Here is a 20,850-nt window from a genome sequence, read left to right as displayed (position 1 = left end):
TACCACAGGCGAGTTGGGGCCTGGCCCCGGGGGGCTCAGCGGTCCTGGCCGCCGGTGACGCCCGCCTCCTGGGCCAGCACCGCCGCCTGCACCCGGCTGCGCAGCCCCAACTTGTGCAGGATCCGGCTCACATGGGTCTTCACCGTGGCCTCGGCCATGCCGAGCCGGTCGGCGATCCGGGCGTTGGCGAGTCCGGCGCCGACGTGCGCCAGCACCTCGCGCTCCCTGGGGGTGAGCGTGGCCAGCCGGCTCTGGTCGGCCGCTGGCGCCCGTGGCGCCGGCGCGGTGCGGGCGAACTCGGCGATCAGCCGGCGGGTCACGGCGGGCGCGATGGTGCCCTCGCCCGCCGCCACCGTGCGCACGGCCGCGATCAGCGAGGTCGCGTCGCTGTCCTTGAGCAGGAAGCCGCCGGCGCCGGCGCGCAGCGCGCCGAAGACGTACTCGTCGAAGTCGAAGGTGGTGAGCACCAGCACCTCGGCCAGCCGCTCACCGGTGATCCGCGCCGTCGCCGCGACCCCGTCGAGCACGGGCATCTGGACGTCCATCAGCACCAGGTCGGGCCGCAGCTCGCGGGCGAGTTCGACCGCGTGCTCGCCGTCGGCCGCCTCGCCGACCACCTCGATGTCGGGGGCGCTGCCCAGGATCAGCACCAGGCCCTGCCGCACCGCCGCCTGGTCCTCGGCGACCACCACGCGCACCGTCACGAGCCCGCCAGGGGGAGCGTGGCGCGCACCCGCCAGCGGGGCGCGCGGTCGGGGCCGGGCGTGGGTCCTGCGGCGAAGGCGCCGGCGAGCAGTTCGACGCGCTCCCGCATGCCGATCAGGCCGGTGCCGGAGCCGGGGGCTCGGCTGGGCGCGTCCGCGCCGTAGGGGCTGGTCACGGTGACGGTCAGCGCCTCCTCGTCCTGGTCCAGGGCCACCTCGACCTCGCCGGGCGCGGCGTGCTTGACCGCGTTGGTCAGCGACTCCTGGACGATGCGGTACGCGGCGAGCTCGACCGGGGTGGGCAGCGGGGCGTCGGCGCGGCGCTCGTCCCTGGCGGTGAACTCCAGCCGGCCCGCGCCGCCGTCCCTGGCGCGGCGCAGCAGGGCAGGCAGCCCGTCGAGGCTCGGCACGGCCTCGGGCTGGTCGTCGCCGTCCGAGTCGCGCAGCAGCCCGATCAGCCGGCGCATCTCGGTGAGCCCCTGGGTGCTGTTCTCCCGGATCACGGACAGCGCGCGCCGGGTCGCGTCCGGCTCGTCCAGGGTGAGCGCCGCGGTGGAGTGGATGGCGATGGCCGACAGGTGGTTGGCCACCATGTCGTGCAGCTCCCTGGCCATCCGGGACCGCTCGCCCGCCACCGCCTGGGCCCGGTCCATCTCGGCCAGCAGCGCGGTCTGCTCGGCGCGCAGCCGCTCGGCGGCGGCCGCCTCCCGGTGGTCGCGGAGCATAAGACCGGTCCATGCCGGGGTCGCGGTGACGCCGGCGCACACCACGCCGAACAGCACGGCCTCCGGGGTGCGCAGCCAGACGATCGCGCCGACGGTGACGGTGATGCTGAGCACCACGCTGCCGTGGGTGACGGCCCGGCCGAACCGGGGGCGGCCGTAGAGCACCGCCGCGTAGACGACGTCCGTGAACATCACCAGGACGGCCAGCAGGCCGCCGGTGGCGGCGTCGACCGCGAAGGCGGCGACGGCCACGGCCAGCGCCAGCCGTGGCGCGGTGCGGCGCAGCAGCTCGGCGCCGCACATGGCGAGCAGCCCGACCAGCACCAGCGGGCCGTGCGGGCGGTCCGGCACGATCGTGTACATGTTGAAGGCGAGGCCGAAAAGACCGCCGGCCAGGCCGGCCACGGCGATCCACACGTCGTGGCGGTGCGGGCGGGACGGTCGGGGCATGGCTCCATCGAAGCACGTCGCGGGCGGTGTCGGGACCCTCCACCGGCCTACATCGAAGGATGCAGACGGGGGCCCGCGGATCACCGGCGAAGCGGACGCGGCGGCCGTCGGCGACGGTCGAGCATGGAGGCGACGGGGGAAGGAGTCGCTGTCGTGATCGTCGCATTCATCGTGGCCGCCGAGATCGCCTTCTGGGTGGTGCTCGCGGCCGGCCTCGCGGTCCGCTACCTGCTGCGCAGGCAGCGGGCGAGCACCGTGCTGCTGCTCGCCGTTCCGCTGATCGACGTGGCGCTGCTGGCCGCGACGGCCTGGGATCTGAGGTCCGGCGGCGAGCCGTCCTACACGCACGGCCTGGCCGCGCTCTACCTCGGCTTCACCGTCGCCTACGGGCACTCGGTGATCGCCTGGGCCGACCGGCACGCCGCGCACCGCCTGGGCGGCGGGCCGAGGCCACCCAAGCTGGAGCTGTACGGGAGGGAGCGCACCGCCTACGAGTGGCGGATCTGGACCAGGACGCTGCTGGCCGCCGCCGTCACGGTGGTGGTGATCGAGGCGATGATCCTCTTCGTCGACGACCCGGACGCGGCGACCCCGCTCCGCTCGACCGAGGGCGCGGCCGCCAGGGCGGTCGGCATCCACGCCCTGGTCGCCCTCTACTACACGATCTGGCCCGGCAAGGCGCCGAGCGGGCTGGCGCCCGGGGAAGCGGTGCGGCGAGACGTCGGGTGAGTCGGTCGCGTCGCGGCCCGTCCGGCGGGCCTGGCCGTCCGCCGGCCTCGCCAGCGGAGCGTCACCGGTTCTCGCCCGGCACCCACTGGATGTCGCCGGTCTCCTTGTTGGCCGTCCTGGCGAGGATGAACAGCAGGTCGGAGAGGCGGTTGAGATAGGTCGCGGTCAGCGGGTTCATGGTGTCGCCGTGCCGGTCGAGCGCGGCCCAGGTGCTGCGCTCGGCGCGGCGGACCACGGTGCACGCCTGGTGCAGCAGGGCGGCGCCCGGGGTGCCGCCGGGGAGGATGAAGCTGCGCAGCTTGTCGAGGTCGGCGAGGAAGCGGTCGCAGTCCGCCTCCAGGCGGTCCACGTAGCCCTGCTCGACGCGCAGCGGCGGGAACTCGGGGTCGGGGACGACGGGTGTGCACAGGTCGGCGCCGACGTCGAAGAGGTCGTTCTGTACCCGGACGAGCACGGCGCGCACCTCGTCCGACAGCTGGCCGAGGGCCAACGCCGTCCCGATGACGGCGTTGGCCTCGTTGGCGTCGGCGTACGCCGCGATGCGGGCGTCGGTCTTGGGCACCCGGCTGTTGTCGCCCAGCGCGGTGGTGCCCTGGTCCCCGGTGCGGGTGTAGATCCGCGTGAGATTCACCATGGACAGAGCGTAGGCGCTCCGTTGGACGCGCCACGACGTGCCGTTCCCGGCCGCGCGGTCGGCACGACCGCGCGGCCTGACCAAGCGGAGCGCCTACGCCCCGGCTTTGCGGAAGATGCGGGTGCCGAGGGTGATGGAGACGGCCGCGAGGCCGAGTGCGACCAGCGCGCCGAGGGCCATGTCGCCGCCGTAGTCGCCGACGAAGGCGGCGCGGACCGCGTCCACCAGGTAGCGGAACGGTACGAAGTGGGAGACGGTGTCGAGCCACCCGGGGGCCAGGGCCATCGGCAGCAGGATGCCGGAGAGCAGCATCGCCGGCAGGTTGATGGAGTTGATGACCGGGGCGAACTCCTGGATGGTGTTGACCCGCATGGCGAAGGCGTAGGACAGCGAGGCGAGCGAGACGCCGAGCAGGCTGACGAAGGCGAAGCCGATCACCACGCCGAGGACGGGGGCGCGCAGCCCGAAGGCGACGCCGAGCAGCACCAGCAGCAGCGACTGGACGAGCAGCTGGGTGGCGTCCCGCAGCACCCGGCCGAGCAGCAGCGCGAGCCGGCTGACCGGCGTCACCCGCATCCGCTCCACGATGCCGAGCTGCTTCTCCATGATGATGCCGAAACCGGCGAACGCGGCGGAGAACAGGCCGAGTTGGACGAGCAGGCCGGGGACGAGGGTCTGCCAGGAGTCGCCGCGGCCGCCCAGCGGCACGTCCTCGAGCAGCGGCCCGAAGAAGGCGAGGAAGAGGGTGGGTTGGAGCAGCCCGAAGACGAGGCTGATGCGGGAGCGCAGCGTCTGCCGGAGGTAGCGGCCGTAGACGACGCGGGTGTCGGCGAGCAGGTGGGACATGGTGGCGGTGGTTCCTTCGCTGGGACGGTCCTGGACGGCCTTGACGGTCAGAGGGCGACGGGCGCGAGGTCGTCCTTCTTGGGGCCGCGCCCGGTGATGGCGATGAAGGTGTCCTGGAGGGAGGCGTCGGGCGAGCCGCCGTGGCGGGTCTTCAGCTCGCGCGGGGTGCCCTCGGCCGCGACCCGGCCGCCGTCGACGACGACCAGCCGGTCGGAGAGCTCGTCGGCCTCGTCCAGGTAGTGGGTGGTGAGGAAGACGGTGGTGCCCTGCTGGCCGCGGACGCGGCGGATCAGGTCCCACAGGTCGGCGCGGCTGCCCGGGTCGAGGCCGGTGGTGGGCTCGTCGAGGAAGAGGACCTCGGGGCGGTGGACGAGCGCCAGGGCGATGTCGAGGCGGCGCTTCTGGCCGCCGGACAGCTCCGAGCACTTGCGGCCGAGCAACTCGGTCAGGTCGAGCTCGGCGGCCAGCTCCGCCGCCCTGGCCTCGGCCTCGGCGCGCGGCAGCCGGTAGAGGCGGCCCTGGAAGACCAGCTCGTCGCGGACGAGCTCGTCGGGGGCGACGCCGCTGGACTGCGCGACATAGCCGATGACCCGGCGGACGGCCTCCGGCTCGCGGGCCAGGTCGTGGCCGGCGATGGTGGCGCTGCCCCTGGTGGGCGCGAGCAGGGTGGTGAGCATGCGGAGGGTGGTGCTCTTGCCGGCGCCGTTGGGGCCGAGGAAGCCGAGGATCTCGCCGGGCTCGACGGACATGTCGATGCCGCGGACGGCCTCCACCGTGCCGCGCTTGGTCTGGAAGGTACGGGCGAGGTCGTGGGTGGTGAGGATCGGTGCCATGACCCCCAGAAAAGCAGAGACACTGAAAGATTGCAACGCCTCCAAGTTTTAAGTTGGTCAAGGATGGCTACGATGAGGTCATGAGCGGCCTGAGAGAGCGCAAGAAGCAACAGACGCGGCAGCACATCTCCGACGTCGCGACCGGGCTGTTCATCGAGCGGGGCTTCGACGCGGTCACCGTGGCCGAGATCGCCGAGGCCGCCGAGGTCTCCGTCAACACGGTCTACAACTACTTCCCCGCCAAGGAGGACCTCTTCTTCGACCGCGCCACCGACAGCATCGAGCGGCCCGCGCGCCGGGTGCTGGAGCGGTTCCCCGGCGAGTCCGCGACCGAGGCCATCCTGCGCGGGATCAAGCAGGACATCGAGGAGCGCCAGCCGTGGGTCGGCCTCGGCGAGGGCTACGGGAGGTTCATCCGCACCGTGTTCGGCTCCCCGGCCCTGCTGCACCGGCTGCGCGAGATGCAGCAGCAGACCGGCCAGCGGCTCGCGGAGGTGCTGCGCGCCGAGGCCGGCGCCGCCGCCGACGACCGCATCCCCGAGCTGATCGCCGAGCACCTGATGTCGGTCCAGGCCAGCGTGTTCCGCACCGGCGGCGCCTGCCTGCTGAACGACGAGCCGGTGCCCGAGGTCGCCAAGCGCATGCTGGAGATGCTGGACGACGCCCAGTGGCTGATGAGCGACCGCGTCCTCGACTACGCCCGGCGCCCCGCCGCGTGACGCGCGTCTCTTCCCACCCGTGCGCCGTGCCGAACGGCTACCGGTGGGTAGTAGGGTCGTGCACCCCTTAACTCGCACCGGATCGAGGGAGATCACGTGGCCAGGGAGCTCGCCGTCATCGGCGCCGGACTGATGGGTTCCGGCATCGCGCAGGTCGCCGCCCAGGCGGGTTGGCGGGTCACCGTGGTCGACACCACCGAGGATGCGCTGCGCCGCGGCGTCCAGGGCGTCCAGGCGTCCTGGGCCAAGTTCGTGGAGAAGGGCAAGCTCGCGCAGGACGAGGCGGCCGCCGCGCTGGAGCGGATCACCACCAGCACCGAGCTCGACGCCGTGGCCCACGCCGACATCGTCGTGGAGGCCGTCTTCGAGCAGGTCGAGGTCAAGCACGAGCTGTTCCGCACCCTGGACGGCCTGGTCAAGGACACCACGGTGCTGGCCTCCAACACCTCGGCCATCCCCATCACCAAGCTCGCCGCCGCCACCCGCAACCCCGAGCGGGTCGTCGGCACCCACTTCTTCTCGCCGGTGCCGCTGATGAGCCTGTGCGAGCTGGTCCGCGGCCTCAAGACCAGCGACGAGACCCTCGCCACCGCCCGTGAGTTCGCCGAGTCCACCGGCAAGACCTGCATCGTCGTCGAGCGCGACGTCGCGGGGTTCGTCACCACCCGGCTGATCTCGGCCCTGGTGGTGGAGGCCGTCAAGCTCTACGAGGCCGGCGTCGCCTCCGCCGAGGACATCGACCTCGCCTGCAAGCTCGGCTTCGGCCACGCCATGGGGCCGCTGGCCACCGCCGACCTCACCGGCGTCGACATCCTCAAGCACGCCACCGAGAACATCTACGCCGAGTCCAGGGACGAGAAGTTCGCGCCCCCGGAGCTCATGCGCCGCATGGTCGACGCCGGCGACTTCGGGCGCAAGACGGGCCGCGGCTTCTACGCGTACTGAGCCGCCAGTGACCGGCCGTGCCGCCGCCGGTCACTCGCCCGGGTGATCGGGGCGCCGGTTTCGGTATCGGTTTGAGCACGGCTGGCAACCCCGCCACCCACGGCACCGTCTGCTGTATAAGTCTGAAACCTTGAACCCTGAAGCACCGTCAGCCCAGTCAGCACCGTCAGCCGCTGTCACCACCACCGAACCGGGGGAGTCATCCATGCACATCAGGGGCGACCACGCGAGGCTGGTCGTCGCGGGCCGGCTCGACGTGCGCAGCGCGGCCGACGCCAGAACCGCCCTGCACCGCGCGGTGGACGCCGGGGACGGCGACCTGGTGCTCGACCTGGCCGGGCTCGACTCGTGGGACGCCACCGGGCTCGGCGTCATCATGGGCACCCACCGCAGGGCGGGGCGTTGCGGCCGGCGCCTGGTGCTGCACGACGTACCGCCCCGCATGCGGCGGGTGTTGGTCGCCACCCGGCTGCACCGCGTCCTCACCATCGCCCCGTGATCCCGCACCGTGATCCCACGGTGACCTGCCCACTTGTGCGAAGCGTCGGTCGGCGGCGGTAGCGTGGGGACAGCCAAGCTCCCCGGACCGCGCGTGAGAGACACTGACCATGGACCTCAACCACCCCGTACCCTACGGCGAGCCGCCCCGGGACTCGGACGGCTCTGACGACGGTCCGCGCCCGATGGTCGAGTTGGTCGCGGGGGACTTCCTCCTCACCGTCAACCCCGTCGACGGCAGCGAGATCGTCTCCTGCCCTCCGGGGCGTCGCCCGATAGCCCCGCGCCGGGCCCCCGGCGGCGAGGGCCCCGCGCCCGCCCACGAAGGACCGCTCCTGGAGCGCGAGGAGGAGCGGCACCGGCTCTACCGGCTGGTGGCGCGCGGCCGCTCCGTCCGCCTCACCGGACCGGCAGGCAGCGGCCGCAGCACGCTGCTCGCCGCCGTCGCCCGCGACTGCGCCGAGCTCGCGCCCTACGGCGTCATCCGGCTCAGCGGCTACCGGCGCGGCCCCAAGGACCTGCTGCACGAGCTGTACGCCGCCGTCCACCACACCCCCGGCTACCGCCCGGGACCCACCGAACTGGTCGCCGAGCTGCGCGAGGTCGGCGCCGTGGTCGTCATCGACGACATCGAGTTCGGCGGCACCGCGCTCGACGAGATCCTGGAGGCCACCCCCGAGTGCGCCTTCCTGATATCCGCGCGCCCCGGCGTGCCGGCCCCCGGCGAGCGCTCAGGGGTGACGGAGGTCACCATCGGCGGCCTCAGCCGCACCGCCTCCCTGGAACTCCTCGAACTCGCCGTCGCCCGCCCACTCACCGACGTCGAGGCCGACTGGGCCGGCGACCTCTGGTTCCACAGCGAGGGCGTGCCGCAGCGCTTCGTCCAGGCCGGCGCGCTGCTGCGGCTGCGCGGCGAGACGTCCGGTGCCGCCGAACTGCCCGAGCCGGCCGACCTCGTCCGCGCGCTCGCCGAAGCCCTCCCCGAGGGCGCCCGCGAGATCCTGCGCCTCGCGGTGGCGCTCGGCGACGTCGTGCCGGGCCCCGAGCGGCTGCTCGCCCTCGTCGCCGACCCCGCCGCCCCCGACCACCACGCCGAGCTCGTGGCCAGCGGCCTGCTCAGCCCGATCGGCGCCCGGCACCGGCTCACCTCCGCCGCGCTCGGCGACCTGCTTGGCGCCGGCTACGCGGAGGGCGCCGAGGCCAGGTCGCTCGCCGCGGCCCAGCACTACGCGGCGTGGTTCGGCCGCCGCGGCGCCACCGGCGCGGATGCCGCAGCGGAGGCCGAGGTGCTGCCGAGCGTCGTCCAGGCCGCGCAGCGCGCCGGCCACGCCGCCGCCGTCGCCGACCTCGCGCGGGTCGCCGCGCCGGCACTCGCCGCGTCGCTGCGGTGGAACGTCTGGGAGCGGGTGCTGCGCAGCGGCGCCGAGTCGGCGCGCGGCGCCGGGGCGGTCGCGCAACAGGCTTACTTCCACCACGAGTTGGGCGTGCTCGCCATCTGCCAGGGGCAGCTGGCCCGGGCCCGCGCCGAGCTGGAGGCGGCCACGGCGCTGCGCGGCGTGCTGTCCGACGCGGGCGGCACGGTCGCCGGCCGCCGGGCACTGGCCCTCGTCGACGACCTCAGCCGGCCGCTCGCCCTGCCGCCGGCCGCCCAGGATGTCACCCAGCCGCTCGCCCTCCCGCCGGCCGCCAGCACGGCGGAGCTCCCGGCGGTCACCGCGACCGCCTCGCCGGCCGGCGCGGGGGCCGGTGACGGTGACGGTGACCGGGAGACCACCCGCCTGACGCCCGTCGGCCCCGCCGCGCCCCCGGCCACGCGCGACCGCCGGCGCGGCATGCGGCGCAACGTGGCGGTCGCCGGCGCGGCGGCCGCGCTCGCGGCCGTCCTCGGCACGGTGGTCGCCTTCGGCCTCAGCGGCGACGGCGACAACCCGGACGACGGCGGCCGCCCCGAGCCCTCGCCCACCGACGACGACGCCCCCCTGACGACGGACGCCGACCCCACGGAACCGACGCCCAGCGAGTCCCCGTCCCCGAGCGACGACCCCACCACCCCGTCGGAACCGACCGGCGACGCGACGACGCCTCCGGCCGAAACGGCACCGACGTACGACGACCCGACGTACGAGACGCAGAACCCGACGACCCCGAGCGAGCCGACGACGGACGAGCCCAGCACTCCGGGCTCCACGGGCGGTTCGACCGGCGGCAGCACGGGCGGCTCGAACGGAGGCGGCGACACCGGCGGTTCCTCGGGCTCCACCGGGGGCAGCCCGACGGGCGGCACCGACGGCGGCGCCACGGACGGCGGTGCCGCCGACGGCGGTACGACGGATGGTGGCCAGACCGACGGCGGTACGACGGACGGCGGCGCTACCGACGGCGGGACGGACGAGGGCACCACGGAGGGCGAGACGGACACCGGCGGCACCGCAGGTGAGACGACCACCACGGCGGGTGCCCAGCCGACGCCCACCGAGACGCCGACGGAGACGCCGACCGCGTGATACTCCGCGGCCGCAGGCCGTGCGCCGTCCGCGGCCCGCAGGTCGGCGCCGTGCGCCGTGCGGCCGCGCGCCGCACGGCTTACCCCGCGCCACTGTGCGTGGCCCGCCTCCCGGCGGCCGCGCTGGCGTCGGCTGTGCTACCCCACGGAGTGACCCCGCCGTCGTTCCGTCATCGCGGCGGCATCACACAGAACTCGTTGCCGTCGGGATCGGCCAGCACCACCCAGTCGACGTCGCCCTGGCCGATGTCGAGACGCGTCGCGCCGAGGGAGAGGAGACGGTCGACCTCCGCCCGCTGGTCACCGTCGGCGGGTGGTACGAGGTCGAAGTGCAGCCGGTTCTTCCCGGACTTCGGCGCCACCGGTGGGCCGCCCCAGGTGATCTTCGGGCCGCCGTGCGGCGAGCGGATCGCCGTCTCCTGGTCCTGGTCCCAGACCAGCGGCCAGTCCAGCGCCCGGCTCCAGAAGTAGCCGACCTCCTGCGAGCCGTCGCACGCGAGCGCCCCGACGAACCCGCAGTCGGCGAGGAAGTTGTTGCCCGGCTCGATGACGCAGAACTCGTTGCCCTCCGGGTCGGCGAGCACCACGTGACCCTCCTCGGGGCGCTGACCGACGTCGATGTGCCGGGCGCCGAGTTCGAGCGCCCGCGCCACGACCTGCCGCTGGTCGTCGAGGGAGGTGCTGGTGAGGTCGAAGTGGGCCTGGTTCTGGCCCCGCTTCGGCTCCTCGGAGGGGAGGAAACGGAGCCGGAACCCGGTGTCGTCGCTCGGCAGGAGCGCGACGGCGTCGTGCGGGTCGTCGTCGGCCGTCTCCCAGCCCAGGACGCCCGCCCAGAAGCGCGCGAGACGTTGTGGTTCGTGCGCGTCGAAACTGAGCGCGTGAAGGTGGGCGGTCATCCCCGTGACATCTCCGATCCGCTGGCTCACAGCCGCAGCAGCGCCATGCTAGGGAGGCGGGGACGGGCGGGCCAAGCGAATAAGACGCCAGGGGACGGTCAGAACAGCCGCAGCTTGTCGTCCTCGATGCCGCGCAGCGCGTCGTAGTCCAGCGTCACGCACCGGATGCCACGGTCGGTCGCCAGTGTGCGGGCCTGCGGCTTGATCTCCTGGGCCGCGAAGACGCCCTTCACCGGCGCGAGATGCGGGTCGCGGTTGAGCAACTCCAGGTAGCGGGTGAGCTGTTCGACGCCGTCGATCTCGCCGCGCCGCTTGATCTCGACCGCGATGGTCGTGCCCTCGGCGTCGCGGCCCAGGATGTCGACCGGGCCGATCGCCGTCGGGTACTCGCGGCGGATCAACGTGCTGCCCTCGCCCAGGGTGTCCATCCGGTCGGCCAGCAGCTCCTGGAGGTGCGCCTCGACGCCGTCCTTGATCAGCCCCGGATCGACGCCGAGTTCGTGCGAGGAGTCGTGCAGGACCTCCTCCATCGTGATGATGAGCTTCTCGCCGCCCTTGTTCTCGACGGTCCACACCGCCTTGGCGTCGCCGTCTCCCTCGGCCTCCTTCAGAGTGCACGGCGGCGACATCCAGTTGAGGGGCTTGTAGGCCCGGTCGTCGGCGTGGATCGAGACCGATCCGTCGGCCTTGACGAGGATCAGCCGTGGCGCGGAGGGGAGATGAGCGGTGAGGCGGCCGGCGTAGTCGACCGAGCAGCGGGCGATGACGAGACGCATGCGCTCAGCCTACGGGCCGGGGAAGGGCGCCCGTGCCACCCCTCCTGATCCGAGGGCGCGACGGTCCGGCGGGACGCGTCGCGGAGGTCATCACCACCCGACGGGTGCCGAGCGGGAGGACGCGGGAGTCGGGCTCCGTGAATCCGCCGGCCGCCGCCAGTTCGTCGGCCTCTCGCGCCGAGCGGGGCAACGGCACGTCCGGGGCGAGGAGTTCGGCGATGGGCCCCGAGGGACTGAAGTGGGTGGCGAGGGGGAGGGTGAAGACCGCGCGGCCACCGGGGCGCAGCACACGTCGCCAGTCGGCGAGGGCCCGGCGTCCGAGGAAGTGCAGGGCGGAGGCGCAGAACACGACGTCGAGTGCCTGATCGGCGACCGGCAGCGGCACGGCGTCGCCGACGCGCCAGTCGATCGCCGAGGTGACCTCCAGGTCGGCGGCGCGGGCCCTGCCCACGGCGATCATCCGGGGAGACAGGTCGACGGCCAGCACCGGCCGGGCCGTGTCAGGACGGTTCGCGGCGAGGTGCAGGGCGACGGCGCCGGCCCCGCACGCCACGTCGGCGACGGCCGCTGTCGTGGACGGGGCCACCCACGCGACCACGGCCCGCGCGATCTCCTCGTGGCGCTCGTGGTCGTAGCCGTCGGCCAGTTCGTCGAAGTTCGCGGCCAGCGTCGCGGTCCTGGTCATCGGCCCACCCTAGGGCCTGCCGTGCGGCGGTCAGCGACCGCGTGCCGCCCGGATCTGGCCGAGCCACTCCCTGCCAAGGCGGCGCCCGTCGGGGAGTTGGTCGCCCCGATCCCAGCGCCATGTCGTGATCATCGCCAGCACGAGGAGCCGGCAGTCGCGCAGCAGGTCGTGGTCGACACCGGGGTAGTGCGCGCCGATCTCCTCGGGGACATGGGCGAGGTCGAACTCGACCGGCCCGCGGCAGCACGTCTCGAAATCTATGAACAGCAAGCCGTGCTCCGTGGCGAGCACGTTGCCCGGGTGCGGCTCGCCGTGCAGCGGCTGCTCGGCGCCGCCGCGCTCGCCGATCACGTGCCTCAGCGTTCGCAAGGTGTCGCCGAGCAGCTCCCGGTCAGCGTCGGCGAGCGCCGGGGTGAGGTCGCGGTCCGCCACGAGGCGTTGGGCCTCCTCGACCCGGTCCGTGAACCGGGGCATGGGGACGTCGAGGTCGCGCATGCCGGCGTGCAGCCGCCGGAGCGCGTCGGCGAAGTCGGCGGGTGGGACCTCTCCTGGTGACGCGGGTTCGTAGTGGGTCCACAGGGTGATGTCGAAGCCGTCGCGCTCATGGACGCGCGGCTCCACCCGGGGGTCGGGGACGGCGACGGGGCACCCGGACTCGGCGAGCCGCTGGGCGAGCTCGACCTCGAACCGCGCGATCTGGTGCGCCACGGGCGCGACCCGGGCCACGACATCGCAGGGCAGCAGCCGCAGAGTGAGTTTGTTCGAGTCATGAAGGACGACCGCGTCGTCGACCGTCAGGCCGAGCGACGAGGCGGTGGACCTGGCCGCGGCCGTCGCACGACGGGCCTCTGTCGCCTGCATCGTCCGCCCGGCCCCTCTCCCTCTCCACGCGCTGAACGCGCGCACCCTACCAAGGTGGCACCGTACGCGACGCCGGCGCGCCCCCCTCGCCACGCGGCGAGGGGGGCGCGTCCGGCACGGAGTGGTCGAGGGTCAGACGCCGGCCGGCTCCTTCGGCTTGGCGAGGTCCGGCTTCGCCGGCTCGGCCGCCGGCGCCCCGTGGCCGTCGTCGACCATCGTGGCCTCGTCGAACGGCAGCTCGCCCTTGAGGACCAGGGACATCCGCTCCTTGTCGACCTCCTTGGTCCAGGTGCCGATGATGACCGTGGCCACCGCGTTGCCCGCGTAGTTGGTGAGGGCGCGGGCCTCGCTCATGAAGCGGTCGATGCCGACGATCAGGCCGACGCCGTCCAGGAGCTCGGGCCGGTGCGACTGGAGGCCGCCGGCCAGGGTGGCCAGGCCGGCGCCGGTGACGCCCGCCGCGCCCTTGGAGGCGATGATCATGAAGCCGAGCAGGGACAGCTGTTCGGCGATGGACAGCGGGTCGCCCATCACCTCGGCGATGAACAGCGAGGCCATGGTCAGGTAGATCGCGGTGCCGTCCAGGTTGAAGGAGTAGCCGGTCGGCACGGTGATGCCGACGACCGGCTTGCTGACGCCCGCGTGCTCCATCTTGGCGATCAGGCGCGGCAGCGCCGACTCGGACGACGAGGTGGAGAGGATCAGCAGGAACTCGCGGCCCAGGTAGCGCAGCAGCGAGAAGATGTTGACGCCGGCGACCACCCGCAGCAGCAGGCCGAGGATGCCGAAGACGAAGACCACACAGGTCAGGTAGAAGCCGATCATGATGACCGCGAGCGAGCGCAGCGCGTCCACGCCGGTCTCGCCGACCACCGCCGCGATGGCGCCGAAGGCGCCGACCGGGGCGGCCCACATGATCATGGCGAGCACCCGGAAGACGAGCCGCTGGATGTGCTCGATGCCGCGCAGCACCGGCTCGCCGGCCGAGCCCATGGCCTGCAGCGCGAAGCCGGCGAGCAGCGCGATCAGCAGCGTCTGCAGCACCTCGCCCTCGGTGAAGGCGGAGACCATGGTGGTCGGGATGATGCCGAGCAGGAAGTCCGTGGTGGACTCGGAGGCGCCCTCGGCCTGCGAGGCGCCGACGTCCGCCGCGGCCTCGGTGATGTGCAGGCCGTGGCCCGGCTCCAGGATGTTGCCGACGACCAGGCCGATGGCCAGCGCCAGCGTGGACATCGCCATGAAGTAGCCGAGCGCCAGGCCGCCGACCGCGCCGACCTTGGCGGCCTTGCGGACCGAGCCGATGCCCAGCACGATCGTGCAGAAGATGACCGGGGAGATCATCATCTTGATCAGGTTGACGAAGCCGGTGCCCAGCGGCTTGAGCTCGACACCGACGTCGGGGACCGCGAGGCCCACCACGATGCCGGCGACCACCGCCGCGATGACGGCGATGTAGAGGTAGTGGGTCCGATCCCGTCTGGTCTTGCCGCCCTGCTCGGGCGCGGTGGGGGTCTGCGCAGCCACGGTTCTCGTCTCCTCGTCCTCGTGGAGTGGTGCGGCTCTCGTGCCGGGTCGCCGAACGTTGCCGAACGGAGGCTCCGCCTCGACGTCCAGGTGAATATGCACCCCCCCTGTGACCGGGGTCACGCTTACGTTCATTACGTTCATGACGGCCGCGTGATCGCGCGTGACGGGCGGGTTTCGGCCATCGTCATAATCCGGGCACACTGGCGGCATGTACCTGCCCCGTCCCTTCCGGCTGTCGCGCCCGCCGCGGCTGCCGAGGCCGCGCAGCCTGGCCGGCCAGCTCTTCGCCATGCAGGTGGTGCTGGTGGCGGCCGTGGTGGCCGGTTGCGCGGTCTTCGCCTACGTCACCGACCGCGACCAGGCCGAGGACGCGGCGCGTGACCAGGTGACGGCGGCGGCGGTGGCCGTGGCCAACTCACCGGCCGTGCGGGAGGCGGCGGTCGGCCCGAATCCGTCGGCCGTGCTCCAGCCCTATGCCGAGCGCGTGATGGACGGCGGCGGGATCACCTTCGTCACGATCATGGCCCCGGACGGGGAGCGCTGGACCCACCGCGACCCGGCCCGGATCGGCGACACGTTCCTTGGCCACACCGAGTCGGCGCTGCGCGGCGAGACCTTCACCGAGACCTACACCGGCACCCTCGGCCGCTCGGTCCGCGTCGTCACCCCCGTGCAGGACGCCGACGGGCAGGTGATCGGCCTGGTCAGCGCCGGGATCACGGTCGACGAGATCAGCGCCAGGCTGGCCGGCCAGGTCGCCGCGCTGCTCGCCATGGCCGCCGGCGCCCTGGTGCTCGGCGGCGTCGGCACCTATGTGATCAACGCCCGGCTGCGCCGGCACACGCACGGCATGAACGCCGCCGAGCTGAGCCGGATGCACGACTACCACGAGGCCAGCCTGCACGCCGTCCGCGAGGGCCTGCTGCTGCTCGACGCCCAGGGCAGGATCGCGCTGATCAACGACGCGGGCCGGGAGCTGCTCGGCCTCACCGGCGACCAGCTCGGCCGGCCGGCCGACCGCCTCGGCCTGCCGCGCCCGCTGACCGAGGCGCTGCTCTCCACCGAGCCCCGGGTCGACGAGGTCCACGTCACGGACGAACGGATCGTGGTGCTCAATACGTCGCCGGTCACCGGGGGCGAGCGGCACGGCACCGTGGTGACCCTGCGCGACCACACCGAGCTCCAGTCGCTGGCCGGCGAGCTCGACTCGGTGCGCGGCTTCGCGGAGGCGCTGCGCTCCCAGGCGCACGAGGCGGCCAACCGGCTGCACGCCGTCGTCTCGCTGATCGAGCTGGGCCGGGCCGAGGAGGCCGTGGAGTTCGCCACCGCCGAGCTGGAGCTGGCCCAGGCGCTCACCGACCAGGTGGTGGGCGCCGTCGGCGAACCGGTGCTGGCGGCGCTGCTGCTCGGCAAGGCGGCCGAGGCCAACGAGCGGGGCGTGGAGCTGCTGCTCACCCCGGAGAGCCGGATGGACGACGGGGTCCTGCCGCCCGACCTGGCGCCCCGCGACCTGGTGACCATCCTGGGCAACCTGATCGACAACGCGGTGGACGCCTGCGGCGACGGCGCGGCCCCCGGCCGGGTCGGCGTCACCGTCCGGGCGCTCGACGGCGAGCTGCTGCTGAGCGTCGCCGACACCGGAGCCGGAATCGCGCCGGAGGCCGTGGAGGACGCGTTCCGCCGCGGCTGGTCCACCAAGACCGGCAAGCAGGGCGTCGGCCGCGGCCTCGGGCTCGCCCTGGTCAGACAGGCGGTGCGGCGCAACCGGGGCACGATCGAGATCTCCCGGGCACCGGCCGGCGGAGCGCTGTGCGTCGTCCGGCTCCCGCTGCGGGCGGGGGTGGCGGTGTGACGGACGAGATCGGGGTGCTGGTCGTCGAGGACGACCCGCTGGCGGCCGAGGCGCACGGCCGCTACGTGGAGCGGGTGCCGGGGTTCGCGGTGCGGGGCACCGCCCACTCGGGAAGCGAGGCGCAGCGGCTGCTGGAGCGCACCCCGGTCGACCTGCTGCTGCTCGACCTCTACCTGCCGGACGGCCACGGGCTGCGTCTGGTCCGCTCGCTGCGGGCCGCCGGGCACGGCGCCGACGTGATCGCGGTGACCTCGGCCAGGGACCTGGCGGTGGTCCGCGAGGGCGTGTCGCTCGGCGTCGTGCAGTACGTGCTCAAACCGTTCACCTTCGCGACACTCCGTGACCGGCTCGTGCGGTACGCGGAGTTCCGGGCCGCGGCGGGGGAGGCCGGCGGCCAGGAGGAGGTCGACCGGGCGCTCGCCGCGCTGCGCGCGCCACGGCCGGCCGAGCTGCCGAAGGGGATGAGCGGTCCCACGCTCACGTCCGTGACCCGGGTGCTGCGGGAGGCCGGGGAGGCGGGCGTCACGGCCTCGGCGGCCGGGGCGGCGGTCGGCATCTCGCGGATCACCGCGCGCCGCTACCTCGAGCACCTGGTGGACAGTGGCCGGGCCGAGCGCCGCCCGCAGTACGGACAGGTGGGACGCCCGGAGCTGTGCTACCGCTGGCTCGCCGAACGGTAGCGCGAGGCGCTGGCCGGCGCGCGTGCCCAAGGGGCGCGTGTGGCTTGGGAAATGGTGGGGATTGGTGGGATTCGGTGATGGCCAGTTATCTGCCCGTTCCACTGACATGTGCGGGCCAGGGCGCCTACCGTTGGCCACGGGATGTCGCCGCCTGAACGCACCCGTGCCCGTGTTTGGACGCGGTGACGGGCGGCGCGGTTCCCGCGGCCCGTCCGCCAGACCCCCTCGCCAGGGGTCCGAGAGGAGAATCCGATGTCGCTCGACGTCTCACCGGTGCTGCTTGAGCAGGCCGAGCGAGGCGAGGTCGACGAGAAGGAGTTCGTCGACTGCGTCAGAACATCCCTGCCCTTCGCCTGGGACATGATCAGTGATCTGGTCGCCCGGCTGAAGGTCGACGGGGGCGAGTTCGCCGACAACACCACACCCCCGCCCAGCGAGCACGCCCGTGGACAGCTGCTGCGGGCGCTCGCCAGCGACGCCATCCGGGGCGCGCTCGAGCGGCACTTCGGGGTGAAGCTGGCCTTCCAGAACTGTCACCGGGTGGCGGTGTTCCCCCTCGACGCCGCCTCCGACCACGCCCATGCCAGGTTCACGTCCGTGAGGAGCCAGATACTCAACCAGTCGCCGGAGCTGCGGGACTGCTGACGGCGTCGGACGGGCCGGCCGCCTCCGCCGCCGGCCCGTCGGGTGCCGCCAGACCCGCCCTGGCCGCCGCTTCGGCCGCCCGGTGTGGCAGGAGCGGCAGCACCTCGTCCGCGAGCCGCCGGATGTTCGTCTCGGTCACGGCCGCCTCGCCCGAGCCCTCGGCGAGGAGCGCGAAGCGGCTGATGCCGGTGCGCTCGGCGGTCGCGGCGATCCGGTCCGCGCACAGCTGCGGATCGCCGACCGGGTGCAGCTCACACAGCAGTTCCGTGTACTCCAGCGGGTCCCGCATCCGGCGCGGCCCGCCGTCCAGCGTCTGGTGCGCGGACAGACCGAGGCGCAGCCAGCCGGGCAGGGCCCGGCGCAGAACCTGGACGGCCTCCGAGTGGCTGTCGGCGACCTGGAACACCCCGGCCGACACGTGTCCCGCGGTGGCGATCTCCTCCGGCGGGTGCCCGGCCGCCGCGGCCCAGGCCCGCCACATGGCGACCATCTCGGCCTTCTCCTCGTCGCCGACGTGCATCCCGAGCAGCATCGGCAGCCCACGCTCGGCGGCGGTGCGCACCGTGCCGGGTGAGGTGCAGGCGACGACCACCTCGGGTGGCTCGGCCGGTCTCGGCACCACCGGCACCTCACGGAACCGGTAGCGCTCGCCGGCCGCCGCCACGCGTGGCTCGCGCAGCCAGCGCAGCAGCAGGTCGAGGGACTCCGGGAAGCCCCGTTCGAGGGCCGCGGCGCCGCCGCCGAACACCTCCAGGTCGACCCAGGGGCCGCCGCGCCCCACGCCCAGCGTGAACCGGCCGCCCGAGGCGAGGTGCAGCAGCGCGGTCTGCTCGCCGAGCGCGACGGGGTGCGTGGTGGTCAGCACGGAGATCGCGGTGCCGACCCGGATCCTGCGGGTGCGCCCGAGCAGCATCCCGGCCAGGGTGGTGGCGGACGGGCAGACGCCGTAGGGCACGAAGTGGTGTTCGGCGAGCCAGACGGCGTCGAGGCCCACCTCGTCGGCGACCACCGCGGAGCGCATCGCCCGTGCGAGTGCCTCTCGGTGGCTCTGCCCCGGATACTGACCGGCCAGCACAAATGTCCCTATCCGCAGCGTGTTCATCACCGTCGCCCTTCTCGCCAAGCCGTGCGGTGCCTCCCTGAAACAAGGGGTGCCCCCTTGGAACAACGGGTGACACGTGCCAAGGGCACGGGCCAATGGCATTTTTTTGTGATGATCGGTTGATTATGGGTGCAGTGCGGCCCCGGGAAGGGCCTCCGGAGCTGCGTAGACTCGATACACCGGCCTGTTCACCGGCGAGCCAGCCGCCCAGACCATCCGAGGTGCCCCGTGTCCCCGCGTCGTAATCGGCCCTGTCCGCGATCCCAGCCGACCCCGCGCGTGTACGGCATGGAGAGCACGGACACCTGGCGCGGCGAGGAGTGGGTGGTGCGCCGGGTCACCGGCGCGGCGGCGGTCAAGCACTACCGCTGCCCCGGGTGCGACCAGGAGATCCCGCCCGGCGTGCCGCACGTCGTCACCTGGCCCCAGCTCGGCGCCGTCGAGGACCGCCGGCACTGGCACGCACCCTGCTGGGCGGCCCGCGACCGCAGGACCGCCCGTCAGGCGTCCCGCCGCCGCAGCACCAGGTAGCCGCCGAGCAGCGCCGCCACCACCCACAGCACCATGATCCCGAGCCCCGCCCACGGACCGTAGGGCCGGTCCCCGGTGTTCACCACCGACATGATCCACGAGCCGGCCTGGTCCGGCAGGTAGCGGCCCAGCTTCTTCGTCGCCGACACGTTGGCCAGGATGCTGGAGATCATGAAGAAGAACGGGATCAGCACCCCGAACGACAGCATCGGGCTGCGCAGCATCCACGCCACCCCCATCGCGAACAGCGCGATGAGGCCCATGTAGAGCCCGCCGCCGAACACCGCCCGCAGCACGTCGGGTTCGCCGAGGTTCGTGCGGTGCGAACCCAGCATCGCCTGGCCGAGCAGGAACGTCAGGAAGCTCGTCGCCATCCCCACCGCGAGCGCCAACACCGTCGCCACCGCGACCTTCGCGGACATCAGCAGCCCGCGCCGCGGCACCGCCGCCAGCGAGGCCCGGATCATCCCGGTGCTGTACTCGCCCGACACCACCAGCACCCCGAACGCGATCATGGCCAGCTGCCCGAGCGAGGTGCCGGCGAAGCTGGTCAGCGTCGGGTCGAACGTCACCCGGTCCCGCGGTGACATCTCGTCGAAGGTGTTCCTGACCAGCAGACAGATCAGCATGCCGAAGCCCACCGTCACCACCAGCGCCGTCGCCAGCGTCCACACCGTGGACCGCACCGAGCGGATCTTGGTCCACTCGGAGAGCAGCACCCGCCCCGTCTCACCCCGGCTCATCGTCGCCACCACGATCGTGCGCCTGGTACTCCACCGTCCCGTGCGTCAGCCGCATGAACGCCTCCTCGAGCGACGCCTGGCGCACGCTCAGCTCGTGCAGCGTCAGCCGGTGCCCGGCCGCGAGCTCGCCGACCCGCGCCGCGTCACCGCCCTCCACCTCCAGCGCGCCGTCCGGCCGCCGCGTCGGCGCCAGACCGGCCCCCGTCAGCACCTCCCGCAGCCGCTCCGCCTCCGGCGAGCGCACCAGCACGAACGTCCGCGCGTTCTCCTCGATGAACCGCGCCATCGACGTGTCGGCGAGCAGTCGCCCCCGGCCGATCACCACCAGGTGCTCGGCCGTCAGCGCCATCTCGCTCATCAGGTGGCTGGAGACGAACACCGTCCGCCCCTCCGCGGCCAGCCGCTTCATCAGGTTGCGGATCCAGTGGATGCCCTCCGGGTCGAGACCGTTGACCGGCTCGTCGAACATCAGGATCCGCGGATCGCCCAGCATCGCGCTCGCGATGCCGAGCCGCTGCCCCATGCCGAGCGAGAACCCCCTGGGCCGCTTCCGCGCCACCGCCGTGAGACCCACCAGGTCCAGCACCTCGTCGATCCGGCGCTCCGGGATCCCGTTGCTCTGCGCCAGGCACAGCAGATGGTGGCGGGCCGTGCGCCCCGGATGCACCGCGCGGGCCTCGAGCAGCGCCCCGATGTACGTCAGCGGATCCCGCAGCTCCGCGTAGCGCCGCCCGTCGATCCTGACCTCGCCGCTCGACGGGTGGTCGAGCCCCAGCATCATCCGCATGGTCGTCGACTTGCCGGCGCCGTTCGGCCCCAGGAAGCCGGTGACCACGCCGGGCCTGACGGTGAACGTCAACCCGTCCACCGCGGTCTTCGCGCCGTACCGCTTGGTCAGGCCCGACAGCTCGATCACGCTGAAACGCTAAGACGGCGCAGGGACCGCCGCCCGGTGGGGCGGCGGTC

The 20,850-nt window shown here is 73.3% G+C and carries 22 protein-coding genes; 9 read left to right on the top strand and 13 right to left on the bottom strand.

The window, feature by feature from the left end:
* Positions 1 to 35: 35 nt before the first annotated feature.
* Together ACFWI8_RS09335 and ACFWI8_RS09330 are read right to left on the bottom strand one after the other, a co-directional pair.
* Entirely contained in the window at positions 36 to 704 is a 669-nt protein-coding gene (locus ACFWI8_RS09335; protein WP_387087632.1) for a response regulator, read from the bottom strand.
* On the bottom strand, positions 701 to 1,879 hold the full coding sequence (locus tag ACFWI8_RS09330) for a sensor histidine kinase (RefSeq protein ID WP_387087629.1): 1,179 nt from the start codon (positions 1,877 to 1,879) through the stop codon (positions 701 to 703). Before ACFWI8_RS09330 ends, ACFWI8_RS09335 begins: the two co-directional genes overlap by 4 nt.
* A 153-nt stretch (positions 1,880 to 2,032) precedes the next feature.
* On the opposite strand from ACFWI8_RS09330, the gene ACFWI8_RS09325 reads away from it, so the two are divergent.
* On the top strand, positions 2,033 to 2,608 hold the full coding sequence (locus tag ACFWI8_RS09325) for a hypothetical protein (RefSeq protein WP_387087626.1): 576 nt from the start codon (positions 2,033 to 2,035) through the stop codon (positions 2,606 to 2,608).
* Between the two features lie 61 nt (positions 2,609 to 2,669).
* Here ACFWI8_RS09325 and ACFWI8_RS09320 read toward each other — a convergent pair whose 3' ends face one another.
* The 3 genes from ACFWI8_RS09320 to ACFWI8_RS09310 form a co-directional block, all read right to left on the bottom strand.
* Entirely contained in the window at positions 2,670 to 3,242 is a 573-nt protein-coding gene (locus ACFWI8_RS09320) for a cob(I)yrinic acid a,c-diamide adenosyltransferase (RefSeq protein ID WP_387087623.1), read from the bottom strand.
* A gap of 93 nt (positions 3,243 to 3,335) precedes the next feature.
* Positions 3,336 to 4,088, bottom strand: coding sequence for an ABC transporter permease (locus ACFWI8_RS09315; RefSeq protein WP_387087621.1), 753 nt, complete (start codon positions 4,086 to 4,088; stop codon positions 3,336 to 3,338).
* Positions 4,089 to 4,135: 47 nt separating this feature from the next.
* Complete coding sequence (locus ACFWI8_RS09310; RefSeq protein WP_387087618.1) at positions 4,136 to 4,921, bottom strand: ABC transporter ATP-binding protein; 786 nt, start codon at positions 4,919 to 4,921, stop codon at positions 4,136 to 4,138.
* Between the two features lie 80 nt (positions 4,922 to 5,001).
* On the opposite strand from ACFWI8_RS09310, the gene ACFWI8_RS09305 reads away from it, so the two are divergent.
* From ACFWI8_RS09305 to ACFWI8_RS09290, 4 genes are all read left to right on the top strand, one after another.
* Entirely contained in the window at positions 5,002 to 5,640 is a 639-nt protein-coding gene (locus tag ACFWI8_RS09305) for a TetR/AcrR family transcriptional regulator (protein WP_387087616.1), read from the top strand.
* A 96-nt stretch (positions 5,641 to 5,736) separates the two neighbouring features.
* Positions 5,737 to 6,585 (top strand): 3-hydroxyacyl-CoA dehydrogenase family protein, encoded by an 849-nt coding sequence (locus tag ACFWI8_RS09300; RefSeq protein ID WP_387087613.1) that lies wholly within the window; start codon positions 5,737 to 5,739, stop codon positions 6,583 to 6,585.
* Positions 6,586 to 6,790: 205 nt separating this feature from the next.
* Positions 6,791 to 7,084, top strand: a complete 294-nt coding sequence (locus ACFWI8_RS09295) for an STAS domain-containing protein (protein WP_387087611.1) — start codon at positions 6,791 to 6,793, stop codon at positions 7,082 to 7,084.
* Between the two features lie 109 nt (positions 7,085 to 7,193).
* Positions 7,194 to 9,587, top strand: a complete 2,394-nt coding sequence (locus ACFWI8_RS09290; protein ID WP_387087608.1) for an ATP-binding protein — start codon at positions 7,194 to 7,196, stop codon at positions 9,585 to 9,587.
* A 169-nt stretch (positions 9,588 to 9,756) separates the two neighbouring features.
* Here ACFWI8_RS09290 and ACFWI8_RS09285 read toward each other — a convergent pair whose 3' ends face one another.
* The 5 genes from ACFWI8_RS09285 to ACFWI8_RS09265 all read right to left on the bottom strand — a co-directional run bounded on the left by ACFWI8_RS09285 (position 9,757) and on the right by ACFWI8_RS09265 (position 14,328).
* Complete coding sequence (locus tag ACFWI8_RS09285) at positions 9,757 to 10,482, bottom strand: VOC family protein (RefSeq protein WP_387087605.1); 726 nt, start codon at positions 10,480 to 10,482, stop codon at positions 9,757 to 9,759.
* A gap of 98 nt (positions 10,483 to 10,580) precedes the next feature.
* Positions 10,581 to 11,258 carry an endonuclease NucS gene (nucS, locus tag ACFWI8_RS09280; RefSeq protein WP_387087603.1) on the bottom strand — a complete coding sequence of 226 codons (678 nt, stop codon included), beginning with the start codon at positions 11,256 to 11,258 and terminating at the stop codon, positions 10,581 to 10,583.
* 4 nt (positions 11,259 to 11,262) lie between these two features.
* Positions 11,263 to 11,943, bottom strand: a complete 681-nt coding sequence (locus ACFWI8_RS09275) for a class I SAM-dependent methyltransferase (protein ID WP_387087600.1) — start codon at positions 11,941 to 11,943, stop codon at positions 11,263 to 11,265.
* A gap of 30 nt (positions 11,944 to 11,973) precedes the next feature.
* Positions 11,974 to 12,804: a phosphotransferase enzyme family protein gene (locus tag ACFWI8_RS09270; RefSeq protein ID WP_387087598.1), complete on the bottom strand. Its 831-nt coding sequence runs from the start codon at positions 12,802 to 12,804 to the stop codon at positions 11,974 to 11,976.
* A gap of 132 nt (positions 12,805 to 12,936) precedes the next feature.
* A complete protein-coding gene (locus ACFWI8_RS09265) occupies positions 12,937 to 14,328 on the bottom strand; it encodes a cation:dicarboxylate symporter family transporter (protein WP_387087596.1) in 1,392 nt (463 codons plus the stop codon).
* Positions 14,329 to 14,539: 211 nt separating this feature from the next.
* Between ACFWI8_RS09265 and ACFWI8_RS09260 the strand changes: the two genes are divergently transcribed.
* From ACFWI8_RS09260 to ACFWI8_RS09250, 3 genes are all read left to right on the top strand, one after another.
* On the top strand, positions 14,540 to 16,183 hold the full coding sequence (locus tag ACFWI8_RS09260; RefSeq protein ID WP_387087594.1) for an ATP-binding protein: 1,644 nt from the start codon (positions 14,540 to 14,542) through the stop codon (positions 16,181 to 16,183).
* Entirely contained in the window at positions 16,180 to 16,863 is a 684-nt protein-coding gene (locus ACFWI8_RS09255; RefSeq protein WP_387087592.1) for a response regulator, read from the top strand. Before ACFWI8_RS09260 ends, ACFWI8_RS09255 begins: the two co-directional genes overlap by 4 nt.
* 252 nt (positions 16,864 to 17,115) lie before the next feature.
* On the top strand, positions 17,116 to 17,508 hold the full coding sequence (locus tag ACFWI8_RS09250) for an SCO5389 family protein (RefSeq protein ID WP_387087590.1): 393 nt from the start codon (positions 17,116 to 17,118) through the stop codon (positions 17,506 to 17,508).
* On the opposite strand, the gene ACFWI8_RS09245 is transcribed toward ACFWI8_RS09250, so the two are convergent.
* Entirely contained in the window at positions 17,477 to 18,601 is a 1,125-nt protein-coding gene (locus ACFWI8_RS09245; RefSeq protein ID WP_387087901.1) for an LLM class flavin-dependent oxidoreductase, read from the bottom strand. The two genes, ACFWI8_RS09250 and ACFWI8_RS09245, sit on opposite strands and share 32 nt — an antisense overlap.
* Before the next feature lie 297 nt (positions 18,602 to 18,898).
* Here ACFWI8_RS09245 and ACFWI8_RS09240 point away from each other — a divergent pair, with 297 nt between their 5' ends.
* On the top strand, positions 18,899 to 19,141 hold the full coding sequence (locus ACFWI8_RS09240) for an ATP/GTP-binding protein (protein WP_387087588.1): 243 nt from the start codon (positions 18,899 to 18,901) through the stop codon (positions 19,139 to 19,141).
* Here ACFWI8_RS09240 and ACFWI8_RS09235 read toward each other — a convergent pair.
* Complete coding sequence (locus ACFWI8_RS09235) at positions 19,111 to 19,884, bottom strand: ABC transporter permease (RefSeq protein WP_387087586.1); 774 nt, start codon at positions 19,882 to 19,884, stop codon at positions 19,111 to 19,113. The genes ACFWI8_RS09240 and ACFWI8_RS09235 overlap by 31 nt on opposite strands.
* Positions 19,871 to 20,800 (bottom strand): ATP-binding cassette domain-containing protein, encoded by a 930-nt coding sequence (locus ACFWI8_RS09230; protein WP_387087584.1) that lies wholly within the window; start codon positions 20,798 to 20,800, stop codon positions 19,871 to 19,873. The genes ACFWI8_RS09235 and ACFWI8_RS09230 overlap by 14 nt, the downstream gene beginning before the upstream one ends.
* Between the last annotated feature and the right edge of the window lie 50 nt (positions 20,801 to 20,850).

It is taken from the genome of Streptomyces sp. NPDC127098 (genome assembly GCF_042722465.1).
Lineage (GTDB): Bacteria > Actinomycetota > Actinomycetes > Streptomycetales > Streptomycetaceae > Streptomyces > Streptomyces millisiae.
This window is presented reverse-complemented; position numbering and strand designations above follow the sequence as displayed.